Here is a 22,727-nt window from a genome sequence, read left to right as displayed (position 1 = left end):
TCGCCATCCATACCCGAAGGTAACACCGCAATATCCCAAAAATATTGCGGCGCGCATATCAAGATTATGCGGATGCGCTGATAGGGGGAAGTTTTGCCACGTTCGCGCCGTGGCCGCGCGGCACTGCTGTTCGCTGCGATCAGACGGAAAACACCCGTCTGCGCGGAAGATTGGCCTTGCTCGCCGGATTTTTGAGGAAATCACGGAGCACCTGTTCGTAGAGAGCGATGTCGTCGCGATATTCGGGCTGTGCCATGACCCGCGGTTCACGTAGAAACTTCAGCGCGAAATAATCGGCCAGTAAATCGCCCTGGGCTTCCATATTGAAACTGCCCAGTTTTCTGTTCGGCTCCAAGATATATCGATAGTTCAAGCCGATGCGAATCGCGCCACGCCATTTGACCGGATAACCGAGTTGATGCTGCCAGACATGCGTCATTTCATGGATAAACCAGTGCCGCGACGACGCGTTCTCGCGCGAAAAGTCGTTCTTGAAGCACTTTCGGCCGAAGTAGATTTCGCCGTTGGGCGCCATCGCGACGTCGGCGTGCTGAAGACCGAGCCACAAATAGCCGCGTCGGTGGATTTTGACGCATGCGTAATCGATCGAATCGCCGAAAATCAATCGCGCGAGGGCGATTTCACCGGCGCTCAGCGGCCGCGATTCGTTTTTTCGTGAGCGAAATCGGCCGATTTGACCCAATGTGGTTCGTTCCGACCGCATTCGATGGTTTTCTATCGCGCGGCAAGCGGATCAGATCCCGGCATCCCGAACGCGACGCCGGCTCCACAAACTCCCGCCGACCGCCAGAAGCACCACCGCAAACGCGATCAACGACCACTGCGGCAGCGACAGCCCGAGAATCGGCGGATACGGCGTCTCACACAGCCCCGCGACCTTGAACACCTGCGGCAGCCAGCGCGCGGGCGGCAGCCCGTCGACGATCGGCTGCAAGGTATCGAACCCGCAACTGAAGCCCGGCCGTGCCTGCACATAGACGTGCCGCACCGCCGCCACGATCCCGCCAATCGCCGACAACACGACCATCGCCTCGAGCACAGCCACGCCGCGCCAGCTTCTGAGCCCCGCGCCGAGAAACGCGAACACGGCGATCAGCACGAAGAAATAGCGCTGGATGATGCAAAGCGGGCAAGGATCCTCGCCGCGATAGAACTGCAGATACAACGCGCCGCCGACGAGCGCCAGGCACACAAATGCGAGCAGAAGCAGGAGCCGCCGTTCACGACGCAGGCCGCGATCTTCTTCATGCATCGTGAAATGGTGTAGAGAGTTGTTCATGTATTGCAAACGATTCGAGTAGAAAGCACCTGAAACTGCGCGCGGGTCAACGGGATTCTAGCGCGAACCCCGTCCTGACAAATTCAGCGCGTGGGGGCGAGGACGGCTTCGACGGCGCGTCCGATCGACAGCAGCGCGTCGTCCGCGTGCGGTGCGCCGGACAGCATCAGGCCCACCGGCGCGCCGCCGCGCGGATGGCACGGCAGCGACAGGCCGCAGCTATCGAGGAAATTGAACGCGCTCGGGTTGCGCAGGATCAGCGCGTTGGCGCGGCCGAAGGTGTCGTCGTCGTGTTCGAGATCGGCGATGCGCGGCGGCACGACCGGCACCGTCGGGCAAAGGATCGCGTCGAAGCGCTGCCAGAGCGTCGTGCGCGCGGCTTCGATCATCGCGGCGCGCGCCTGCAGCAAGTCGATGTAATCGGCGGCGCTCGCGGGCTGGCCCTTCATGATGCGCACGAGCACACGCGGGTCGTAGCCGGCCGAATGGGCGGCGAGCAGCGGCCGGTGCCACGCGTACGCCTCGATCGGCGCAAAGCCGAAGCGGTTGATTTCCGGCAGGCGGTCGAGCGGGGCGAAGCGCACGTCTTCCACGAGCGCGCCCGCTGCCGACAGATGCTTGATCGCCGTCGAGACCGCGCTCGCGACGGTCTCGTCGACGCCGTCGGTCACGTAGTTCGTCAGCACGCCAAGGCGCACGCCGTCGAGCGGGCGCGTGGCGGGCACCTCGGGCTCGCGCGCGGCGAGAATCCGGTCGACGAGCGCGCAGCACGCCACCGACAATCCGATCGGCCCGAATGAATCGAGCGACGTGGAGAGCGGCAGGCCGCCTTGCATCGGGATGCGGCTCGCGGTCGGCTTGAAGCCGGTGAGGCCGCAGAGCGCCGATGGAATGCGGATCGAGCCGCCGGTGTCGGTGCCGAGCGCGACGGCCGCCATGCCGTCGGCGACCGACGCTGCCGCCCCCGACGACGATCCGCCCGCAATCCGCTCGTCGCCCGGCACATTGGCGTGGTACGGCGAGCGCGGCGTGCCGTAGTGCGGGTTCAGGCCGAGACCGGAGAACGCGAACTCGCTCATGTTCGTGCGGCCGACGATCACCGCGCCCGCACGGCGCAACCGGGCGACGGCGAGCGCGTCGGCCTTCGCGGGCGGGGCGTCGTCCAGCACGCGGGAGCCCGCGCGCGTGACCTGGCCTTCGATGTCGAAGAGATCCTTGATCGATACCGGGATGCCCGCGAGCGGCGAGAGCAGGGTGCCGGCGCGGCGCAACGCATCGTGGGCATCGGCGGCGGCGCGGGCGGCAACGGCATCGACTTGCAGGAATACGGTGGAGCCCTGTCCGGCGGTGTCTTCGATGCGTTCCAGCGCGTGCTCGACGAGGGCGCGGCTCGTCGTGCGGTTCGCGCGGAGGTCGGCGGCAAGCTGGGCAAGCGGGGCAAACTGGGGCGATTGAGTCGGCATGGTCTCGAGGTTGGAGCGGTCGGCGCGGGTGGCTGTCATTCTATGCCACTGAAGTAATAAATACTGTTTGGGGCGGAGGAAGCGAAGGCGGAGGCGGCGGCAGCGGTGGTAGTGGGGTGCTCGCGCAGTGCGAGAGGCGCGTTCTTTCGCGAGATCAATCGCCTTGCCCGTGCGCGACGTGCCGGGACGATGGCGCGGCGGCCCAGGTCCTCAAATTGTCCGCGAATACGGCTGCGGGCTTTGCTGCCCGAGATACCGGTCGAAAGAGCGGTGAACATGGCTTGCGCCTTCGACGGATCAGCCGAGTGTAGCGGCACGCGCCGGGGGCTCGTTGCGTGATAACGCCGCATCGGCACGCCATGGGAGAATGCTGAATTAACCGTTTGTTCTGGATCGCTATGTCACGGGATGTGTCGTCGAACTCTCATGCGTGCCGCGAAGGCTGCGGCGCGTGCTGTATCGCGCCGTCGATTTCGAGCGCGATTCCGGGCATGCCGGACGGCAAGCCTGCGGGCGTCGCGTGCATCCAGTTGGGCGACGATCTGCGCTGTATGATCTTCGGCGATCCGCGCCGGCCGGCTTGCTGCTCCGGCCTGCAGCCGTCATCGCAAATGTGCGGTGACGAGCGTGACGACGCCCTCACCTGGCTCGCTCGTCTCGAAATAGAAACGCAACCGGATTGAGCGCACGCGGTCGAATATCCGCTCGCCGGTCCGGCGCGATAAAAAACTGGAGGATTTCGCATGACTCAAACCGTCGCGCTCGAACGGCGCCGGTTCCTGCTCGCCGGCCTCGCGAGCGCCGCCGCGCTCGCGCTCGCCACCCCGGCCGGCGCAGCATCGATTTTTCCGTTCATCCCCGATCACTACGACTTCTCGCAGCAGCAAGTCCAGGAAGCGGTCGCGCGCAAGTTCCCGCTGCAACGCACCGCATCTCAAATTTTCGACGTCGTCCTGAGCAATCCGACGGTCGGTTTGTCGCCGGATCGCAATCGCGTGACCGTGCGGCTTCAGGCGCGGCTGTCGACGCCCTTCATGCCGAATCCGGTGAACGGCGTGTTCACGCTGTCGAGCCAGCTCGCCTACGATGCGCCGAGCCATTCAGTCATCCTGATGTCGCCGAGCGTCGACGATTCACAAGTCACCGGCGACGCCGCCCAGTACAACCAGCAGATCAACGCGGCGGGTGCGCTCCTCGCGACGCAGTTGCTCGACCGCTATCCGGTCTACACGTTCAAGCCCGAACAGTTGCAATTCGCCGGGGTGAATTATGAACCCGGTACAATCACGGTCCTTACAAACGGTATACGTGTGCAGATTCTCGAAAAGTGAGTGAAACCTGCGCCGGCTGCGTTGAACCAGCGAAAAAAAAGCGAAAGGGCTGACGGATGGACTGGATTCTTATGTGCAAGGCGCTGGTTCTCGGCGTCGTGGAAGGCTTGACGGAATTCCTGCCGGTATCGAGTACGGGACATCTGATCGTCGCGGGCAGCCTGCTCAACTACAGCAACGCGCAAGCCAAAACGTTCGACGTCGTGATCCAGTTCGGCGCCATCCTCGCCATTTGCTGGGAATATCGCCGCAAGATCGGCGCCGTCGTCGCCGGTCTGCCGACGCGGCCCGAAGCGCGCCGTTTCACGCTCAACGTCATCATTGCGACGATTCCGGCCATCATTCTCGGCCTCATGTTCGAGAAATCGATCAAATCGGTGCTGTTTTCTCCTGTGCCGGTTTCGGTGGCGCTGATCGTCGGCGGGATCGTGATTTTGTGGGCCGAAGCGCGCAATCGCGACCGCGGCGCCGCGCCCACGGTGACCTCTGTCGACGAGCTCTCCTATATGGACGCGCTTAAAGTCGGCCTCGCGCAATGTTTCGCGCTGATCCCGGGCACGTCGCGCTCGGGGGCGACGATCATCGGCGGGATGCTGTTCGGGCTGGAACGTCGCGTCGCGACCGAATTCTCGTTCTTTCTCGCGATCCCGATCATCTTCGGCGCGACGCTTTACGAACTGGCGAAGGTCTACAAGACCCTTTCCGTCGATGACGCCGGCCTTTTCGCGATCGGTCTCGTCTCAGCGTTCGTGAGCGCGTTCGTCTGCATTCGCTGGCTGCTGCGCTACGTCGCGACGCACGATTTCACGGCGTTCGCGTGGTATCGGATCGGGTTCGGGCTGCTGATTCTGATCGTTGGATATAGCGGCGGGTTGAGCTGGGCGGAATAAGCCGGTTCGCGCTGACGAAGAAAAACGCCACGGCATGCCGTGGCGTTTTGCATTGTTGTAGAGCGTTTTATACGCGCCTGAAAACAAGATCCCACACGCCGTGCCCGAGCTTGATCCCACGCCGCTCGAATTTCGTGACGGGGCGGTAATCGGGGCGGGGCGCGTAGCCATCGGCGGTATTTTTGAGCGCCGGCTCCGCTGAGAGCACTTCCAGCATCTGCTCGGCGTAGTTCTGCCAGTCGGTCGCCAGGTGGATATAGCCGCCCGGCTTCAGCCGCGACACCAGCAGCGCGACAAACTTCGGCTGGATCAGCCGGCGCTTGTGGTGTCGCGCCTTATGCCACGGATCGGGGAAATAGATGTGCACCCCGTCGAGGCTTTGCGGCGCGATCATGTGCTCGATCACCTCGACGGCGTCGTGCTGGATGATTCGGATATTGCGGAGCGACTGCTCGCCAATCAGCTTCAGCAGTGCGCCGACGCCCGGTTCGTGCACCTCGACGCCGATGAAGTCGTCGGCGGGACGCGCGGCCGCGATCTCCGCCGTCGTGCCGCCCATTCCGAAGCCGATTTCCAGCACGCGCGGCATCTCGCGGCCGAACACGGCGTCCCAGTCCGGCTGCGCGTCCGAATAGCCGACCACGAAGCGCGGACCGAATTCGTCGAGCGCGCGCCGCTGTCCCGTCGACACGCGGCCCGCGCGCGTCACGAAGCTGCGGATGCGGCGATGGTGCGGGGTGTCGTCGGCAATGTCGGTCTGGGCGGCGTTGTCGGTGGCTTCGTCTTGGGGATCGTGGTTCATCGGTGGGCGCTGCGTGTGTGATTCGATGCGCGGCGGACGGACAAACCGCGCCGCTGAAAATCAAAAAGCCGCCTTTGAGGAGGCGGCTTTTTGTTCGATGTCTGGAGCGGGCGATGGGAATCGAACCCACGTCTGTAGCTTGGGAAGCTACGGTAATAGCCATTATACGACGCCCGCGTGAGCCGGCTATTGTAAGCGCAGGCCACCGGAAAACGCAATCGGCGGCCCGGCGTGCGGCTTTCAGATACCAAACAGCGTCATCGATACCGCGACCCGCGTCACCACCATCAGCAGCACCTGCACGATGACGAAGAGCAGTATCGGCGAGAGATCGATGCCGCCGAGGCGCGGCAGGATGCGGCGCAGCGGATCGAGGAAAGGCGCGGTGATCTGATAGAGGATCGGCATCGCGGGCGACTGCGGATTGAGCCACGACAAGAGCGCCATCAGGATCGTCACCCAGATGACCAGGTTCAGCGCCCATTTCACCACGGTCAGCACGGCGACGAGGAGGAGTGTCGGCGCCATGAGCATCGGGTCGACGCCCGCGAGCACGACCATCAGCACCACGTACACCAGCGCCGCGATGATCGCCGCGACGATGCTCGCCCAGTCGATCTTGCCGCCCGGCAGGATCTTGCGCAGCGGCAGGACGATCCAGTTGGTCGCCTGCATGACGGCATTGGAGACGGGGTTGTAAGGCGGCAAGCGGACGACCTGCATCCAGGCGCGCAGCAAAAGCGCGGCGCCGAACAGCGTGAACAGGGTGTTGAGCAGAAAACGGGCGATATCGCCGAACATCTTTGGTCCTTTTTTATGCGTGCGCAGCGTCGTGCTTTCTGCGCCGGGTCATTGGGAAAACGAAAGGAGTGGCGCAGCAGCTCAGACGGCCGCGCGTACTTCACTGATCTGGATCGTCGGAGCGGGGCCATCCGAGTAATTCGCGAGGTCGGACTGAAGCTCGCGCGCGGCGGGCACGACCGCCTTTTGAAACGCCTCGACGGAATCGAACAGCAGATGCCCGACGGCCACGTGCGGCGGCGGCGAGCCGGGCGCGGCGCCTGCGAGACCTGCGTCGACGGACCAGCCTTTCACTGCATCGCCCAGGCGCGCGGCCGCGAGCGGCATGTGACGGTTGCAGTAATAGTCGACGTCGAAACGGCCATTCTCGCGATACGGATACAGGAAGCTGACCTTGATCATTGTTCGTTCTCTTTGCTGGAATCTCATGCGTCGCGGCTGATACTACGGGTTACTGCTGTGCGTTGCTGCTGGCGCTTCTGGTGCGCGGCGGCTTCGTTCCCCGCCCACCGTCGATCGACGGTGGGGCGCCGGTCGTCACCATATCATGGCTTCAGCGCCGCTTGTGCGCGTTGTCTGACGGATTGAAAGCGTCACTCGCCGGCCTCAGAACCGAGCGTCGGGCGCGGCACGGCACCCCGCCCCGCGACGACGTTTTCGACCGCTCGTTCGATCGTCGCGAGCGCCCCCGTCGACGGCGGCACCGGACGCCGTCGCGCCAGTTCCACCGCGCGCCGGGTCATCAGCGCGTAGAGCAGCGCGTGATCGCCGCCGAGTCCGTCGAGCAGCGCCAACTGCTTCTCGACGATCCCCGCATCGCCCCGCGACACCGGCCCGGCAAGCGCGCCGGCGAGCCCTTTGTCGCGCGCCGTCTCGATCGTGCCGGCGAGCATCGGCAGGACGGCCCGCAGGGCATCGTCCTCGGAAAACCCTAACTGTTGCCAAAGTGAGACGGTCTCAGAAAGCGCTGAGAGCGCAAAACTGGCAGCATAGTGAGCAGCGGCGTGGTACAGCATGCGGCCGCCAGGCGGGATCGAAAGTGGGTGGCAACCGAGCGCACGGGCAAGCCCCGTAAGCGTTTCAGCGAGCGGCGGCGGCGCTTCGATCGTCACCGAGCAGCCCTGGATGCGCGTCAAGTCGCCGTCGATGCCGCCAAAAAGATAGAGTGGATGGAAGCCGCCGATATCGCCGCCCTGGGCGCGCACCGGCGCGAGAACATCGACAGGAGTGGCGCCGCTGCAGTGCACGACGGCGCGCGCGCCGCTTCCGGAAGGAACGATTTGCAGAGCGTTCGCCGCCGCACCGATTTCGTCGTCGGGAACTGTCAAAAAGACGATATCGGAGCACGCGGCGACCCGTTGCGGGTCATCGGCGACGATGCAGCCGGGCAGTTGGTCCGCGAGTTCGCGCGCCGGACCCGCCGAGCGGCTCGCGATGGCGGCAACGGGGTAGCCCGCGCGCGACCACGCACGGGCGACGCAGCGTGCAAGCCGTCCGGCGCCGACGAAACCGAGGCGCGGCGTCGCTGAATATGGCATGTTTTGTGCTCCAGATATGAGGAATAGGTAAGGCGGGAATCAGGCGTCAGCAGAAAGTATCGCGCAACCCGAGGATCGCTCGCCCACGCGGCTCGCAGCGCTTCGGCCGGCAGTATGAGAACAACGAAACCGGTTTTGCAGTGCATTGGGATTGCGTCTTTCAAGTGCTTTTCTTCAGGTCGCTGTCTTTCCTTTGTGGTTGTCATTCGCTACGTTCGGAGGTCGCCATGAGCATTTTTTCTTACCGAAAACATTTGCGGTTCCTGAGTCAGGCCCAGCGGCGCCGCTGGTGGGATCAGAAAAAGCGTCTGACGCCGCGCGTCGTCATCGGCGCTGCCTATGTGCCGCCTAACGTCACGCGGGAGTTTGCTTACGTCAAGGTGGGTTAGCTCATCGTCGTAACGGCTGTTCAAAAGCCCCGTTGAACGCCCGTTCCGCGGGGCTTTTCCAACTCATTTGTAATCAAAAATTACCGCAGCTTTCATAGCTGACTACCGCTATAAGCCCCATCGACTGCGCCGCCTGGCACGACCGTTCACCGGCGCGGGCGCTACGCCTGGCATCGATTTTTGCAATGTTCCATCGACGTAATACGAATTGCAATTTGGTACAAATGGAAACTGCGGACGCGCGGCTTTTTCGCTAGATTTCTTTCATACAGTCGCACAGGCTCAGTCGGGTGATTGAGCGCGCGACGAGGAGAAAGAAAGTGAAAAAGATCGTCCCTTTTATGGTTGCAGCAGCGCTCGGCGTCGGGGCCGCAAGCGTTGCACAGGCGCATGTTTCCGTGGGTATCGGCATCGGCGTGCCGGCCTATCCGGTGTATGCCGCGCCGCCCGCGCCCGTGTATGTCGCGCCGCCGCCGCCGGTCGTTTATTCGCCGCCGGTGGTGTACGCGCCTCCGCCGGTCGTCGTCAATGGATATTGGGGCCGTCCGTACTGGAATCGCGGGTATTACGGCGGCTATGGCCGCGGTTACTACGGCGGGGGCCACGGCCACGGCTATTACGGACACGGTTACAGACGCTGAGAAGCGTCGGAATCGAGATAAAAGCGGCGCGACACCAGTTGCGCCGCTTTGCATTTCAGGCGCCGCGGGGCTTCTTTTCATTTGTGGCGCGAAACTGGGACAATGACGATTCCCCAACGTCCGCCAAATCCCTCCGATGTCCACGCTTCCCGCCCCGACTTACGCAGACGTCGCCGATGCCGCCGAGCGCATCGCCGGCGCCGCACATCGCACGCCCGTCCTGACTTCGCGCACCGCCGACGAACGCGCCGGCGCCTCGCTCTTCTTCAAGTGCGAGAACTTCCAGCGCATGGGTGCCTTCAAATTCCGCGGTGCCTTCAACGCGCTCTCGCATTTCGACGCACGCCAGCGCGCGGCCGGCGTCATCACGTACTCGTCGGGCAATCATGCGCAGGCTATCGCGCTGTCGGCGAGACTCGCGGGCATCCGCGCGACGATCGTCATGCCGGAAGACGCGCCCGCCGCGAAGATCGAAGCGACGCGCGGCTACGGCGGCGAAGTGATCACCTACGACCGCTACACGCAAAATCGTGAGGAGCTCGGCCGCAAGCTAGCCGAGGAGCGTGGCATGACGCTGATCCCTCCGTACGACCATCCGCACGTGATCGCGGGGCAGGGCACGTCGGCGAAGGAATTGATCGAAGAAACAGGGCCGCTCGATTACCTGTTCGTGTGTCTCGGGGGCGGCGGGCTGATCGGTGGCTGTGCGCTCGCGGCGGCGGCGCTGAGTCCGTCGTGCAAGGTGATCGGCGTCGAGCCGGAAGCGGGCAACGACGCGCAGCAGTCGCTCGCACGCGGCGAGATCGTGCATATCGACGTACCGCGCACGATCGCCGATGGCGCCGCGTCGACGCACGTCGGCGAATACAACTTTCCAATCATCCAGCGGCATGTCGATCAGATCGTCACCGTGAGCGATGCCCAGCTCATCGAGACGATGCGGTTCTTCGCGCAGCGCATGAAGATGGTCGTCGAGCCGACCGGGTGTCTGGCGGCGGCGGCCGTGCTCAACAAGGTCGTTCCAGTGGAAGGAAAGCGCGTCGGCGTGATCGTCAGCGGCGGCAACGTCGATCTGGCGCGGCTCGCGCAGTTTCTTGCCTGAGGCTTCAGGTGGCCGCGTGGACGATCAAATCGCGATAGCCGTCCACGATCACGCTGTACGAGAAATACGCGAACAAGACGGCCGACATCACGTGGCACGCGCGCAGGAGCGTCGTGCCCGCGCGCTTGCGGCCGTGGCTCGCGAGGAGGCAGATAAGGAGCGTCCAGCCGAGTCCGCCGATGAAAAAGCCCGTGAGAAACACGGACGCGTTCGCCGGATTCGTCGCGCCGGCCTTCGCGATCAGTGCGCCGCCGACGGCCGCAAACCACAAAATCCCGCTCGGCGATGACACGGCGAGCAGCGCGCCGCGCAAAAAGCTTTTCGCGTGGCTCGGGCGCGACGTGGTGAAGTCCGCCTCGCCTTCGACAGGCGGCGCCGACGCCGGATAAAGCGCCTCGCGCGCCATCTTCCACGTCAAGAAGAGCAGCACGATCGCCCCGCCGATCCACACGACCCAGCGCACCGTGGTGAATTGCAACAGCGCCGACATGCCCGCGAGCGCCAACGTCGCGTAGAACAAGTCGCCTGCGCAGGTCCCGAGGCCGAGTACGAAACCCGGCTTGAAACCGTGCGAGAGCGAGAGCGAAATGATCGCGACGTTGGCGATGCCAATATCGAGACACAGCGACAGCGACAGAAAAAATCCATCCGACAACAACGACCACGAATGCATCGCGGGTACTTCCTTTCTTATTGGTGATTAGTGGCGTTCGAGTTTCAGCGATACTTCGAGCCGACCGGTTTCGACGCCCATTGTGTTTCTCATCGGCGGATGGCGGAACGCCGCAAGCCGCTCGCGCTGCGCGGACGCGCCGATGCCGAGCTGTTCCAGCACCTCCGCGACGATCGCGTAAAGCACGGTGACGTTGCCGTCCTCGACCTTCACCGCGATGCCGAGCGCGCCTTCCGGCCGCCGCACGCCGATCGCGTAGCTCGCATCGGCGCCGAGCTTGCCGACGAGCGCGCCGTCGAACGCCTGCATCAGTTGCGTGCAGAACCGTCCTTCGCCCGCGACGAGTTCGGGGTACGTCGTCATCGCGCGATAGATTCGCGCGAGCGGCGTGTTCGCTTCGGCTGCGGCGAGTTTCATATAGAGCCGCGCGAGGCGGTCGAGCGGGAAGGCGGGCGTCGGCAGATTGCAGCCGTCGATGGCCCATTGGACTTCGTCGTCGGCGAGATCGAGCACTTGCGCCATCGTGTGCTTCACGCGCATCTGCAGCGGATGCTCCGGCAAGTGGTAATCGGCGAGTGCCGCGCCGATCGCCTGCGCGCCCGCGAGCATGCCCGCGTGCTTGCCCGAGCAGTTGCTGCAGGCGGGCGTCGGCGTGAAATCGCGCCTGATCCAGTCCTTCCAGACCGCGTCCGAGATCGGCGGATGGCCGCCGCAGCGCATGTCGGTTTCTGTGACGCGCGCCTTCGCGAGCATCGCGCGCGTCCGCTCGATGTGGCGCGCCTCGCTGCTGTGCGATGCGCACATGAGCGCGAGATCGGCATCGTCGAAGCCGAAGCGCTCCAGTGCGCCGGTTTCGAGCACGGCGAGCGCCTGCGCGGGCTTCGCCGCCGAACGCGCGAGCGTCACGCGATACGGATCGCCGAACGAATGCAGCAAACGGCCCGCGCCATCGACGACCGCGACGTGCGCCGCATGCGTGTTTTCGACCGCGTCGCCGCGATAAACCGTCGCCGCCTTCATGTGCGCTTCCCCAGTCCGATCTCGTCCCACAGCGTATCGACGCGCCGTTTCACCGCGTCGTCCATCACGATCGGGCGGCCCCATTCGCGATCCGTCTCGCCCGGCCACTTGTTCGTGGCATCGAGCCCCATCTTCGAGCCGAGGCCCGCCACCGGCGACGCAAAATCGAGATAGTCGATCGGCGTGTTGTCGACGAGCACCGTATCGCGCGAAGGATCGATGCGCGTCGTGATCGCCCAGATGACTTCCTTCCAGTCACGGATGTTGACGTCCTCATCGACCACGACGATGAACTTTGTATACATGAACTGCCGCAAGAAGCTCCAGACGCCGAACATCACGCGCTTCGCGTGGCCCGGATAGCTTTTCTTGATCTGGACGATCGCCATGCGGTAGCTGCAGCCTTCGGGCGGCAGGTAAAAATCGGTGATCTCTGTGAACTGCTTCTGCAACAGCGGCACGAAGACTTCGTTCAGCGCGACGCCGAGCACGGCGGGTTCGTCGGGCGGCTTGCCGGTGTAGGTCGAGTGGTAGATGGCGTCGCGGCGCATCGTGATTTTCTCGACGGTGAAGACCGGAAACCACTCCTGCTCGTTGTAGTAGCCGGTGTGGTCGCCGTACGGGCCTTCGAGCGCGTGCTCGTAGGTCGCCGACGCACCCTTCGACGGCCGCGGCGGCACGCCTGCGGCTGCTGGCTCAGGCTTGCCGTCCTGCGGATAGATGAACCCTTCGAGCACGATTTCCGCGCGCGCGGGCACTTGCAAAGTATCGACGCCCGGTGTCAGGCACTTCGCGAGTTCGGTTTTGGCGCCACGCAAAAGTCCGGCGAACTGGTATTCGGAGAGCGTGTCCGGCACCGGCGTGACGGCGCCGAGAATCGTCGCGGGATCGGCGCCGAGCACGACTGCGACCGGATACGGCTTGCCCGGATTAGCGATCGCGAACTCCCGAAAATCGAGCGCGCCGCCGCGATGCGCGAGCCATCGCATGATCAGCTTGTTGCGCCCGATCAACTGCTGCCGGTAGATGCCGAGGTTCTGGCGCGGCTTGTTCGGCCCGCGCGTGACGGTCAGGCCCCAAGTGACGAGCGGACCGGCGTCGCCCGGCCAGCAAGTCTGGATTGGCAGCTTCGCGAGATCGACGTCACTGCCTTCCCACACGATTTCCTGGCACGGCGGCGAACTGACGGTCTTCGGCGCCATGTCCCAGACGGCCTTCGCGAGCGACAGCAGCTTGCCGGCGTCCTTCAGGCCCTTCGGCGGTTCGGGTTCCTTCAGCGCCGACAGGAGCCGCCCGACGTTGCGCAGCGATTCGAGCGCGGCGGTGTCCGAAAGCAGGCTGGGATCGTCCGGTCCGTGCGACTCCGCTTCGATCCCCATGCCGAGCGCGACGCGTCGCGGCGTGCCGAACAAATTGGCGAGCACGGGAATCGAATGTCCGGCTGGCGTCTCGAAAAGCAACGCCGGGCCGCCCGAGCGCAACACGCGGTCGGAGAGTTCGGTCATTTCCAGGACGGGAGAGACGCTTTGACGGATGCGGCGCAATTCGCCGAGCGATTCGAGGCGGGCAGAGAAGTCGCGCAGGTCTTTATATTTCATCGAATTCGAGAGATGCGCGGCGCGCAAGACGATTGTCGATTTTACCTGTATCGATGTCCGTGCGATCACGGACATTCAGTGCATTCTTATAGGAAAGCGCACAAACAGGTGCGTTCGGCCGCCTAAACACCGTTCATTATAACTGTAAGTAATTGAAACACCGGTCTATAGCATTGACGGATCATTAAACCGTCGCCTAGAATCGGTCAACATCATAAGTTGTCTTTGCAACTTTTTACTTTTCCTCAGAACTTTGAGGTCGCGATGAGCCGACGAAACCCGGGGATGGGCCGTTCGGTTGCGTTGCCGTAATTTCTTGCCGGCGCTCTTTTCCGCCGGTTTTTCGCGTGGAAGCCTCCAGCGCCCCGGTATGTGGTTCGTACCGAACGCTCCCGGAAACGGAATGTTCCGGACCGGCTTCCCAGACGGCGCATGCCGTTTTCCCGATGCCGCTCAACGCTTGCCAAGAGGCGAGCGGTGTCTGGTTTTTGCTTTTTCGATGCCGGTCTATTGGTATTAATCAGCTGAAAACCAATGCAACATGGGAGCACTAATGAACGCTTGGTTGTCGTTGCGTCCGGACACACGCATCGCGCAGAGACTGCGCGTCGCGCTGCGTCGCGGAACGCGCATGAGTCACTATCTCTTCAGTCTGGTCGGTTGCGCGGCCGTGTTGACCGCGCTCGCACTCTGGCTGCTTCCTTCATGGCGCGGTACGTTTGCAGCACGGATCATGCCGATGGTCTCGGCCGCCGTGCAGGCTGGCCCCGCGCGGCTGCTCGCGGGCCAGCCGTTGCCGGCGTTCGCCGCCGGCCGCCGTCTCGAACTGGAGGTCGCGCAGGCGAAGGCCGCGCAGTCCGCCACCACGCCTGCGGCCCTGGCCGCCGCGCCGCCGCCGTCGCTCGGCGCTGCATCGACGGATGATGACAGCACGCGCCAGCTTACGGGCGGCATCAGCCTCGCCGTGTCGCCGAACGGGCTCGATCCGCGCACGCTGCCGACCGTCATGGCGCTCGCGAACGCGATCCCGTCGCAACGCGTCGTCGCCGATGCGCGCGACGATCGCGTGCTCGTCTCGACGCGCGAGCAGAAGCTCGTGGCGACGTTCATCGCGCGGCGGTATCGCGTGGCGCAGGACCCGGTCAGCGAACTCGTGCGCGCGGCGTTCGACACCGGCCGCGAAGTCGGCCTCGATCCGCTCCTGCTGCTTTCGGTGATGGCGATCGAATCGGGCTTCAATCCGTACGCGGAAAGCGGCGTCGGCGCGCAAGGGCTGATGCAGGTGATGTCGAAAGTTCATTCGGACAAATTCGAGTATTTCGGCGGCTCACACGCGGCGCTCGATCCGCTCGCGAACATCAAGGTCGGCGCGCTTGTGCTGAAGGATTGCATCGCTCGCGGCGGTTCGGTGGCGGGCGGTTTGCGCTATTACGTGGGTTCGAGCACGCAGGACGACGGCGGCTACGGCGCGAAGGTGCTGGCCGAGCGTACGCGTCTGCGCGATGTCGCGCGCGGCCGCAACGTGCCGATCAACGCGCCGCAAGCGCCGGCGCAACCGGCTCCGAAGCAGGTGCTCGCCTCGGCAACGTCGGCGTCGTCGGATGGCGGCAAGCGCGTCCACGCGACGCTTGACGGCGCGAAGGCCATCACGGCGCCGAAGTCGGACGCTCCGTCGCAGGATCAGAATGACGCGGTCAGCGACAGCGCGCCGAAGCATGTGGCGTCGGCGGAATTGGGCGCTTGAGTTTCTGAAAAACGCAAAAAAAGGCACCTGCGGGTGCCTTTTTTTGCGTTCGGAGCCAGGGAAATCAGCGGCGGAAAAGCTTCGCCAGCCGATCGACTGCCTCTTCCAGCTTCGAATAAGCCGTCGCGTACGACAGCCGGATGTACTCGTTCGGCTGATGAAACCCGAAATCGGCGCCCGGCACGAGCACGACGCCCGCGTCGTGCAGCATCGAGCGGGTGAGCGCGTCGCTGTCGCCGGCGGCTGGGTGCGCGACCGTGCGCGTGTCGGCGTAGACGTAGAACGCGCCGTCCGGCACGACCGGCACGCCGAAGCCGAGCGAACGCAGCGCCGGCACGATGAAGTCGCGGCGCCGCTTGAACTCCAGCCGGCGCGCCTCGTAGATCGCGAGCGTTTCCGGCTCGAAGCAGGCTAGGGCGGCATGCTGCGCCAGCGCCGAAGGGCAGATGAACAGGTTTTGCGACAGCTTTTCCATCGCGCCGACCATCGCGGGCGGCACGACGAGCCAGCCGAGCCGCCAGCCGGTCATGCTGAAGTACTTCGAGAAGCTGTTCACCGTCACGACGTCGTCGCCGTAGGAGAGCGCCGAGACCGGCTTCGCGTCGTAGCTCAGGCCCTGATAAATCTCGTCGACGATCGTGAAGCCGCCCTTCGCCCGCACCGTCTCAACGATGCGCCGCAGTTCAGCCGGTTCGATCGACGTGCCAGTCGGATTCGATGGCGACGCGAGCAGCACACCGCGCGTTTTCTCGCCCCAGTGGGCCTCCACGTGTTCGGCGGTCAACTGGAACCGCTCGGCCGGGCCGCTCGGGATCAGGACGGGCTTTCCGTCGGCGGCTGAGACGAAGTGGCGGTTGCACGGATAGCACGGGTCGGGCATCAGGACTTCGTCGCCGTGATCGACGAGCGCCATGCACGCGAGCAGCAACGCCGCCGATGCCCCCGCCGTCACCACGACGCGCTCCGGATCGATCTCAAGCCCGAACGCATCCCGATAATGCCGCGCGATCGCCTCGCGCAGCGGAGCGATGCCGAGCGCGTTGGTGTACTGCGTGACGCCGCGCGTGAGCGCGTCGGACGCCGCGCGGATCACCGGTTCGGGCGCGGTGAAATCCGGCTCGCCGATGCCCATGTGAATGATGTCGCGCCCGAGGCTTTCCAGCAGTTGCGCTTCCTTCATCAGCTCCATGACATAGAACGGCTCGATGGCGTCCACGCGGGCGGCCAGCCGCACGAGCGGTTCGGCAAGGGTGTTCATCGTTGCAGGTCCAATGAGGGAAAAATCGTCTTGAAATCAGCCGCGGCCACGGCCTTGCGCTTCAGCCGGGCGCAGTTGCACGGCGAGTTTGTCGAGCACGCCGTTCACGTACTTGTAGCCGTCCGAGCCGCCGAACGTCTTCGTCAGTTCGACCGCCTCGTTGATGACCACGCGATACGGAATATCGACGTGATGCTTGAATTCGAACGCGGCGACGAGCAAAACCGCGCGCTCCACCGGCGACAACTGCTCGACCGGACGGTCGAGACACGGCTGCAGGTCGGCGGAGAGCGCGTCGGCTTCCTTGATCACGCCGTGCAGGATCGCGTCGAGGTGGTCGTGGTCGGCCTTGTCGAAGCCTTGCGCGTTGCGCAACTGCGCGTCGATCTCGCCGCCGGGCGCGCCCGACAGCAGCCACTGATAAAGCCCTTGCGTCGCGAGTTCACGCGAGCGGCGTCGAGCGCTCTTCATGCGCGGTCCTCGTCTTCGTCTTCTTCGTCGTCGCCGCCGAGTTGCTCCAGCGCCACCGAAAGGTTGGCCATTTCCACCGCCACGCGCGCCGCGTCGCGGCCTTTTTCCGTCATGCGGGCGACGGCCTGCTCGTCGTTCTCGGTCGTGAGCACGGCGTTCGCGACGGGCGTGCCGAAGTCGAGCGCGATGCGCGAAATGCCCGCGCCGCTCTCGTTTGACACGAGTTCGAAGTGATAAGTCTCGCCGCGCACGACGGCGCCGAGCGCGATCAGCGCGTCGAACTGGCCCGATTCGGCGAGTTTTTGCAGCGCGAGCGGAATTTCCAGCGCGCCCGGCACAGTGACGAGCAGCACGTCCTGGCCGATTACGCCGAGGCGCTCGAGCTCTTCGATGCACGCATCGGCGAGGCCGTTGCAGACCGGTTCGTTGAAGCGCGATTGCACGATGCCGACGCGCAGTCCGTCACCGTCGAGATTCGGCTGATATTGTCCGATTTCCATTGATTGAGTCCGTTTTTTGGGTGTTTGTGTGGTCGCGCCGCGATTTTCTCAAACCGAGCGCAGATGAGCGATGGCGGCATCGGCCGACGTGGCGGGGCAGCCCGGCATCGGGATGAAACCCGTCACTTCGAGGCCATAGCCGGACATGCTGCCGAGCTTGCGCGGATTCGACAGCACCTGCATCTTGCCGACGCCCAGTTCGCGCAGGATCTGCGCGCCGATGCCGTACGTCTTGAAGTCGACCGGACGGCGCTTCAGCTGATCGGCTTTGTCTTTGCGGTCGAAGGCCTGGAACACGTCGACCAGATGTTCCTTCGAGTCGTGGCAATTCAGCAGCACGATCGCGCCCAGATCGCGCGACGCGATTTCCTTCATGGCGGCGTCGAGCGTCCAGGAGTGCGTGGACGAGTCGATTTCCAGCAGATCGAGCACGGAAAGCGGCTCGTGTACGCGCACCGGCGTTTCCAGATCGGGCGACGGCGTGCCGCGCACCAGCGCGATGTGCGGCGAGCCGCTCGGCTGGTCGCGATACAGCACCGCGCGAAATGCGCCGTGCGCGGTCTGCATCGTGCGCTCGGCTACCCGCTCGACGATCGATTCCGTGCGGCTGCGGTAGTGGATCAGATCGGCGATCGTGCCGATTTTCAGGCCGTGCTGCTGGCCGAATTCGATCAGGTCGGGCAGGCGCGCCATCTCGCCGTCGTCCTTGATGATTTCGCAGATCACGGCGGCGGGCGTCAGGCCCGCGAGCGCGGTGAAGTCGCAGCCGGCTTCCGTGTGGCCCGCGCGCACGAGTACACCGCCCGGCTGCGCCTGGATCGGGAACACGTGGCCCGGCTGGACGATGTGCTCGGCGCGCGCGTCATGCGCGACGGCCGCGGCGATCGTGCGGGCGCGGTCGCTGGCGGAGATGCCGGTCGTGACGCCTTCGGCCGCCTCGATGCTGACCGTGAACGCCGTGCCGTACTGCGTGCCGTTGCGGTGGGTCATCGGCGGGAGGTTCAGCTGGCGGCAGCGTTCCTGCGTGAGCGTGAGGCATATCAGGCCGCGGCCGTAGCGCGCCATGAAATTGATCGCCTCGGGCGTGACGAATTCGGCGGCGATGACGAGGTCGCCCTCGTTTTCGCGGTCTTCTTCGTCGACGAGGATCACCATCCGGCCGGCTTTGAGTTCAGCGATGATCTCGAGGGTAGAAGCGAGCGACATGATGACGTCCGGAACGGGAAAGGCCGTATTTTACGCCACCGCCGATGGTCGGGCCGCTTTTCTGAGACGTATGCCATTCGGACGAGTGCTGGTCGCGGGAGCGAATCGTCATACTGGGGGCTCGTCAACTCTACAGCGCGAATTCTGTACAATGTTATGTACTATTCAGATCGCGGAGCCAGCCATGGCTTTCTCAGCAAAAGACATCATCCCGCTCTCGCAGGCGCGCGCGAATCTCTCGGAACTTGCCGACGAAGTGAGTGCGGGCGCCGAGAAGATCATCACGAAAAACGGCGAAAGCTACGTCGCGATGATCAGCGTCGACAAGCTCGACAGGTATTATCGAATGGAGCGAGCGCGTATCCATCTGGAGTTGCTGGCCGACGTCGATGCGGGCCTGGCGGATATCAAGGCAGGCCGCGTGGAGGACGCGAGGACTGCGATGGCGGGCATCCGGCAGCGTCGCGCGGAGGCTCGGAAAAAATCGGAAGAGCAGTGAGCGTGCATCTCACGGCGACCTTCAGGGCCAGGCTGTCGGCCATCGAAGCGTACTGGGACGAGGTCCAGTTTCCTGCTGGCTACGATCGCCTGCACGAAGAGATCGAAACGGTCGCGATCGCGCGGCTCGAGCGTTTTCCTTCGATGGGGCGGCCATTCCTCGACGCGAAACCTGACACGTTCGACGCTCTCGTGAGATGCGAACTGCTGGCCGGGCGAGCACTGGAAGACGGCGTCGTGCGCGAATACATGCTCAAGGATTACGTCATCCTTTATGTGCAAACCGCCGACGTCGTCTCGCTCTTATCCATCCGTCATTTCAAGCAGACTTCCGAGGACTTCGAGCACCTCTGGCTGAGCGGCCGTTGACGTGCTCAAGCGTTGCCGTCGTTCCCCGTTGCCGACACGCTCAGGATCCGCTCGACATAGCGCGCGATCAGGTCGATCTCCAGATTGACCTTCGTGCCTGCCGCGAGCGCCTTGAGCGTCGTCACTTCCACCGTGTGCGGGATCAGGTTGATCGAGAATTCGCAACCGTCGGGGCGGTCGTTCACCGTATTGACCGTGAGGCTCACGCCGTTGACCGTCACCGAGCCCTTGTAAGCCAGGTACTTGCCGATATCACGTGAAGCGAGAATCCGCAATTCGTGCGATTCACCGACGCGCTCGAAGCGTGTCACTTCGCCCAATCCGTCGACGTGTCCGGACACCAGATGCCCGCCCAGCCGGTCATGCGCGCGCAGCGCTTTTTCGAGATTGACCTCGCCCGCCGCACCCAAGCCAGCCGTCTTGTTCAGGCTTTCGCGAGATACGTCGACGTCGAAGGAAGCCGCCGACTTTTCGATCACGGTCATGCACGCGCCCTGGATCGAGATGCTGTCGCCGAGTTCGACGTCGGCGAGATCGAGGCCGCCTGCCGCCACCGTCAGGCGCACGCCCGCTTCCGGCTCGGTGCCGAGCGGCGTCACTTTTTCGATGCGGCCAACCGCCGCGACAATTCCAGTAAACATCGCGCTTCCTCTTCTGATCGTCTAATTGATATCCGGGCTCGCCGCGCCATGCGTCTCGACGAAGCGCGCCAGGATGCGCAGATCGTCGCCGAGACGATCGATGCGGTGAAATTTGAGATGCGGCCGGGCATCGAGCGTCGTGGGCGGCGCGAAGTCGAACATGCCGGGCGCGTTGCCGAGCAGGCCCGGCGCGAGATAGACGAGCAGCTCGTCGACGCAGCCCTCGCGCAGCAGCGACCCGTTCAGCTTGTGCCCCGCCTCGACATGCAACTCGTTGATGCCGCGATCGGCGAGCACGCCGAGCATCGCCGGCAGATCGACCTTGCCGTGCTCGTTCGCGAGCTCGATCAGATCGGCCCCGCGCTCGCGCAGCGCCGCCGCGCGCGACGGCTCGGCGTCCTTGCCGCAGAACACCCAGAGCGGCGCGCCGTCGAGGAGCTTCGCCGTGAGCGGCACGTCGAGCCGGCTGTCGATCAGGACGCGTTGCGGCTGACGTGGCGTATCGACGGCGCGCACCGTCAGTTGCGGGTCGTCCTCGCGCACCGTGCCGATGCCCGTCAGGATCGCGCACGCGCGGGCTCGCCACGCATGGCCGTCGGCGCGTGCATCCGCGCCCGTGATCCACTGGCTTTCACCTGTCGGCAGGCCGGTGCGCCCGTCGAGCGTCGCCGCGACCTTCATGCGCACCCACGGCCGGCGGCGCGTCATGCGTGAGACGAATCCGATGTTCATCTCATACGCTTCGTTCGCGAGCAGCCCGCAACGGACGTCTATGCCGGCGTCGCGCAGCATCGCGAGGCCGCGTCCCGAGACCGACGGATTCGGATCTTCCATCGCCGCGATCACCTTCTCGACGCGCGCGTCGATCAGCGCCGACGCGCACGGCGGCGTGCGGCCGAAGTGGCTGCAAGGCTCGAGCGTGACGTAGGCGGTCGCGCCGCGCGGGTCCTTACCGCGCGCGCGGGCGTCCTTCAGCGCGCGGACTTCGGCGTGATCGTGGCCGGCCGGCTGAGTGAAACCCGTGCCGATCACCTCGCCGTTCTTGACCAGCACGCAGCCGACGCGCGGATTCGGCGTCGTCGTATACATGCCGCGTGCGGCGAGCGCCAGCGCGCGTTCCATGTAGGTGAAATCGGTCTGGGAGAACATCGTGCGGGCGGCCCGCGCTTACGCCGCGAGTTGCGCGAAGACGCCGCGCGCGGCATCGAGCGTCGCGTCGATCACGGCGTCGTCGTGGGCGATCGAGACGAAACCCGCCTCATACGCCGACGGCGCGAAGTACACGCCCGCGTCGAGCATCGCGTGGAAGAACGCGTTGAAGCGCTTTGTATCGCCTTGCGTGACTTCGGCGAAGCTCGCGGGGATCTTGTCGGCGAAATAGAGGCCGAACATGCCGCCGAGCGCATCCGCGACGAACGGCACCTTTGCCTCGCGCGCGGCGGCGGTGAGGCCGTCGGTGAGGCGCTTCGTCTGCTTTGCGAGCTGGTCGTGGAAACCCGGCTTCTGGATCAGTTGCAGCGTCTTGAGGCCAGCGGCGACCGCAATCGGATTGCCCGAGAGCGTGCCCGCCTGATAGACGCCGCCGGTCGGCGCGAGATGCGCCATGATGTCGCGCCGTCCGCCGAACGCGGCTGCCGGCATGCCGCCGCCGATCACCTTGCCGAGGCACGTCAGGTCCGGCTTCACGCCGTAGAGCGCCTGCGCGCCGCCGAGCGCCACGCGGAATCCGCACATCACTTCGTCGAAAATCAGCACCGCGCCGTAGTCGCTGCAGCGATCGCGCAACGCCTGCAGGAACTCGGGCGTCGCGCGCACGAGGTTCATGTTGCCCGCGACCGGCTCCACGATCACCGACGCGATCTCGCCGCCGAACGCCGCGAACGCCTCGTTCAACTGCTCGACGTTGTTGTATTCGAGGACGGTGGTGTGCTTCGCGATGTCGGCGGGGACGCCGGCCGAGGTCGGATTGCCGAACGTCAGCAGCCCCGAGCCCGCCTTGACGAGCAGGCTGTCGGCGTGACCGTGATAGCAGCCTTCGAATTTGACGATGCGGCTGCGGCCAGTGAAGCCGCGCGCGAGACGCAGCGCGCTCATCGTCGCTTCGGTGCCGCTCGACACCATGCGCACCTGCTCGATCGACGGCACCAGCTTGCAGATTTCCTCCGCGATCTCGATTTCAGCCTCGGTCGGCGCGCCGAACGAGAAGCCGTTGCCGAGCACGCGCTGCACGGCGTCGAGCACTTCGGCATGGACGTGGCCGAGGATCATCGGGCCCCAGGAGCCGATGTAGTCGATGTAGCGCTTGCCGTCGGCGTCCCAGAAATACGGGCCCTGCGCGCGCTCGATGAAGCGCGGCGTGCCGCCGACCGAGCGGAACGCGCGCACCGGCGAATTCACGCCGCCGGGGATGGTCTGCTGGGCGCGATCGAAGAGAGCTTGATTCTTGGACATGGATGAGGGCCTGCGCTGGAAGTGGATGCCGAGCACTGCGC

The 22,727-nt window shown here is 64.6% G+C and carries 27 protein-coding genes and 1 tRNA gene; 9 read left to right on the top strand and 19 right to left on the bottom strand.

Translation table 11 applies throughout. From position 1 onward, the window contains the following. Positions 1–139: 139 nt before the first annotated feature. The 4 genes from AWB65_RS00180 to AWB65_RS35375 form a co-directional block, all read right to left on the bottom strand. Positions 140–703, bottom strand: coding sequence for a Rhs element Vgr protein (locus AWB65_RS00180; protein WP_235007461.1), 564 nt, complete (start codon positions 701–703; stop codon positions 140–142). A gap of 51 nt (positions 704–754) precedes the next feature. Continuing rightward, positions 755–1,273, bottom strand: a complete 519-nt coding sequence (locus AWB65_RS00175) for a disulfide bond formation protein B (protein WP_087665662.1) — start codon at positions 1,271–1,273, stop codon at positions 755–757. A gap of 110 nt (positions 1,274–1,383) precedes the next feature. Continuing rightward, positions 1,384–2,763, bottom strand: a complete 1,380-nt coding sequence (locus tag AWB65_RS00170) for an amidase (protein WP_087665239.1) — start codon at positions 2,761–2,763, stop codon at positions 1,384–1,386. Positions 2,764–2,798: 35 nt separating this feature from the next. Beyond that, entirely contained in the window at positions 2,799–3,041 is a 243-nt protein-coding gene (locus AWB65_RS35375; protein ID WP_125474054.1) for a hypothetical protein, read from the bottom strand. Positions 3,042–3,161: 120 nt separating this feature from the next. Here AWB65_RS35375 and AWB65_RS00165 point away from each other — a divergent pair, with 120 nt between their 5' ends. The 3 genes from AWB65_RS00165 to AWB65_RS00155 are packed head-to-tail and all read left to right on the top strand — an operon-like array spanning position 3,162 to position 4,984. After that, entirely contained in the window at positions 3,162–3,446 is a 285-nt protein-coding gene (locus tag AWB65_RS00165; protein WP_087665238.1) for a YkgJ family cysteine cluster protein, read from the top strand. A gap of 60 nt (positions 3,447–3,506) precedes the next feature. Beyond that, positions 3,507–4,094 carry a DUF1439 domain-containing protein gene (locus tag AWB65_RS00160; protein WP_087665237.1) on the top strand — a complete coding sequence of 196 codons (588 nt, stop codon included), beginning with the start codon at positions 3,507–3,509 and terminating at the stop codon, positions 4,092–4,094. A 56-nt stretch (positions 4,095–4,150) separates the two neighbouring features. Continuing rightward, a complete protein-coding gene (locus AWB65_RS00155; RefSeq protein ID WP_087665236.1) occupies positions 4,151–4,984 on the top strand; it encodes an undecaprenyl-diphosphate phosphatase in 834 nt (277 codons plus the stop codon). Positions 4,985–5,051: 67 nt separating this feature from the next. Here the strand turns inward: AWB65_RS00155 and trmB are convergent, their stop codons facing one another. From trmB to AWB65_RS00130, 5 genes are all read right to left on the bottom strand, one after another. Continuing rightward, entirely contained in the window at positions 5,052–5,786 is a 735-nt protein-coding gene (trmB, locus tag AWB65_RS00150) for a tRNA (guanosine(46)-N7)-methyltransferase TrmB (protein ID WP_087665235.1), read from the bottom strand. A 102-nt stretch (positions 5,787–5,888) separates the two neighbouring features. Continuing rightward, positions 5,889–5,963, bottom strand: a tRNA-Gly gene (locus AWB65_RS00145). A 63-nt stretch (positions 5,964–6,026) separates the two neighbouring features. After that, complete coding sequence (locus AWB65_RS00140; protein WP_087655142.1) at positions 6,027–6,587, bottom strand: YggT family protein; 561 nt, start codon at positions 6,585–6,587, stop codon at positions 6,027–6,029. A gap of 81 nt (positions 6,588–6,668) precedes the next feature. After that, positions 6,669–6,989 (bottom strand): EthD family reductase, encoded by a 321-nt coding sequence (locus tag AWB65_RS00135; RefSeq protein WP_087665234.1) that lies wholly within the window; start codon positions 6,987–6,989, stop codon positions 6,669–6,671. A gap of 191 nt (positions 6,990–7,180) precedes the next feature. Next, entirely contained in the window at positions 7,181–8,125 is a 945-nt protein-coding gene (locus AWB65_RS00130; RefSeq protein ID WP_087665233.1) for a Rossmann-like and DUF2520 domain-containing protein, read from the bottom strand. Between the two features lie 227 nt (positions 8,126–8,352). Here AWB65_RS00130 and AWB65_RS36585 point away from each other — a divergent pair, with 227 nt between their 5' ends. The 3 genes from AWB65_RS36585 (at position 8,353) to AWB65_RS00120 (ending at position 10,257) form a co-directional block, all read left to right on the top strand. Beyond that, complete coding sequence (locus AWB65_RS36585; protein WP_167354150.1) at positions 8,353–8,514, top strand: hypothetical protein; 162 nt, start codon at positions 8,353–8,355, stop codon at positions 8,512–8,514. Positions 8,515–8,834: 320 nt separating this feature from the next. After that, on the top strand, positions 8,835–9,155 hold the full coding sequence (locus tag AWB65_RS00125) for a hypothetical protein (protein WP_087665232.1): 321 nt from the start codon (positions 8,835–8,837) through the stop codon (positions 9,153–9,155). Between the two features lie 136 nt (positions 9,156–9,291). Then, complete coding sequence (locus tag AWB65_RS00120) at positions 9,292–10,257, top strand: threo-3-hydroxy-L-aspartate ammonia-lyase (RefSeq protein WP_087665231.1); 966 nt, start codon at positions 9,292–9,294, stop codon at positions 10,255–10,257. A gap of 4 nt (positions 10,258–10,261) precedes the next feature. On the opposite strand, the gene AWB65_RS00115 is transcribed toward AWB65_RS00120, so the two are convergent. From AWB65_RS00115 to AWB65_RS00105, 3 genes are read right to left on the bottom strand one after another with little or no spacing between them, the layout of a single operon-like run. After that, positions 10,262–10,930 (bottom strand): LysE family translocator, encoded by a 669-nt coding sequence (locus tag AWB65_RS00115; RefSeq protein WP_087665230.1) that lies wholly within the window; start codon positions 10,928–10,930, stop codon positions 10,262–10,264. Between the two features lie 27 nt (positions 10,931–10,957). Next, positions 10,958–11,950: an asparaginase gene (locus AWB65_RS00110; RefSeq protein WP_087665229.1), complete on the bottom strand. Its 993-nt coding sequence runs from the start codon at positions 11,948–11,950 to the stop codon at positions 10,958–10,960. Next, positions 11,947–13,548, bottom strand: a complete 1,602-nt coding sequence (locus tag AWB65_RS00105; protein ID WP_087665661.1) for a UbiD family decarboxylase — start codon at positions 13,546–13,548, stop codon at positions 11,947–11,949. Before AWB65_RS00105 ends, AWB65_RS00110 begins: the two co-directional genes overlap by 4 nt. 553 nt (positions 13,549–14,101) lie before the next feature. Between AWB65_RS00105 and AWB65_RS00100 the strand changes: the two genes are divergently transcribed. Next, the gene (locus tag AWB65_RS00100) at positions 14,102–15,292 is read left to right on the top strand and encodes a lytic transglycosylase domain-containing protein (protein ID WP_087665228.1); all 1,191 of its coding nucleotides are present in this window, start codon (positions 14,102–14,104) and stop codon (positions 15,290–15,292) included. 64 nt (positions 15,293–15,356) lie between these two features. Here the strand turns inward: AWB65_RS00100 and AWB65_RS00095 are convergent, their stop codons facing one another. From AWB65_RS00095 to ribBA, 4 genes are read right to left on the bottom strand one after another with little or no spacing between them, the layout of a single operon-like run. Further along, entirely contained in the window at positions 15,357–16,550 is a 1,194-nt protein-coding gene (locus AWB65_RS00095) for a pyridoxal phosphate-dependent aminotransferase (RefSeq protein ID WP_087665227.1), read from the bottom strand. A gap of 36 nt (positions 16,551–16,586) precedes the next feature. Further along, positions 16,587–17,021 carry a transcription antitermination factor NusB gene (gene nusB, locus AWB65_RS00090; protein WP_087665226.1) on the bottom strand — a complete coding sequence of 145 codons (435 nt, stop codon included), beginning with the start codon at positions 17,019–17,021 and terminating at the stop codon, positions 16,587–16,589. Beyond that, positions 17,018–17,521 carry a 6,7-dimethyl-8-ribityllumazine synthase gene (gene ribH / locus AWB65_RS00085; RefSeq protein ID WP_087665225.1) on the bottom strand — a complete coding sequence of 168 codons (504 nt, stop codon included), beginning with the start codon at positions 17,519–17,521 and terminating at the stop codon, positions 17,018–17,020. Before ribH ends, nusB begins: the two co-directional genes overlap by 4 nt. A gap of 48 nt (positions 17,522–17,569) precedes the next feature. Then, positions 17,570–18,727: a bifunctional 3,4-dihydroxy-2-butanone-4-phosphate synthase/GTP cyclohydrolase II gene (gene ribBA / locus AWB65_RS00080; protein ID WP_087665224.1), complete on the bottom strand. Its 1,158-nt coding sequence runs from the start codon at positions 18,725–18,727 to the stop codon at positions 17,570–17,572. Between the two features lie 184 nt (positions 18,728–18,911). Between ribBA and AWB65_RS00075 the strand changes: the two genes are divergently transcribed. Next, complete coding sequence (locus AWB65_RS00075) at positions 18,912–19,226, top strand: type II toxin-antitoxin system Phd/YefM family antitoxin (RefSeq protein WP_087665223.1); 315 nt, start codon at positions 18,912–18,914, stop codon at positions 19,224–19,226. Then, positions 19,223–19,594, top strand: coding sequence for a type II toxin-antitoxin system RelE/ParE family toxin (locus AWB65_RS00070; RefSeq protein WP_087665222.1), 372 nt, complete (start codon positions 19,223–19,225; stop codon positions 19,592–19,594). The genes AWB65_RS00075 and AWB65_RS00070 overlap by 4 nt, the downstream gene beginning before the upstream one ends. Positions 19,595–19,599: 5 nt before the next feature. Here the strand turns inward: AWB65_RS00070 and AWB65_RS00065 are convergent, their stop codons facing one another. The 3 genes from AWB65_RS00065 to hemL are packed head-to-tail and all read right to left on the bottom strand — an operon-like array spanning position 19,600 to position 22,686. After that, positions 19,600–20,235, bottom strand: a complete 636-nt coding sequence (locus tag AWB65_RS00065) for a riboflavin synthase (protein ID WP_087665221.1) — start codon at positions 20,233–20,235, stop codon at positions 19,600–19,602. 21 nt (positions 20,236–20,256) lie between these two features. Next, positions 20,257–21,384, bottom strand: a complete 1,128-nt coding sequence (gene ribD, locus AWB65_RS00060; protein ID WP_087665220.1) for a bifunctional diaminohydroxyphosphoribosylaminopyrimidine deaminase/5-amino-6-(5-phosphoribosylamino)uracil reductase RibD — start codon at positions 21,382–21,384, stop codon at positions 20,257–20,259. An 18-nt stretch (positions 21,385–21,402) separates the two neighbouring features. Further along, positions 21,403–22,686: a glutamate-1-semialdehyde 2,1-aminomutase gene (hemL, locus tag AWB65_RS00055; protein WP_087665219.1), complete on the bottom strand. Its 1,284-nt coding sequence runs from the start codon at positions 22,684–22,686 to the stop codon at positions 21,403–21,405. Positions 22,687–22,727 lie beyond the last annotated feature (41 nt).

The sequence above is a fragment of the Caballeronia humi genome (assembly GCF_001544475.1).
In the GTDB taxonomy this organism is placed as follows: Bacteria; Pseudomonadota; Gammaproteobacteria; order Burkholderiales; family Burkholderiaceae; genus Caballeronia; species Caballeronia humi.
Note: the sequence above shows the minus strand (reverse complement) of the source record. Positions and strands in the feature narration are given on the sequence as shown.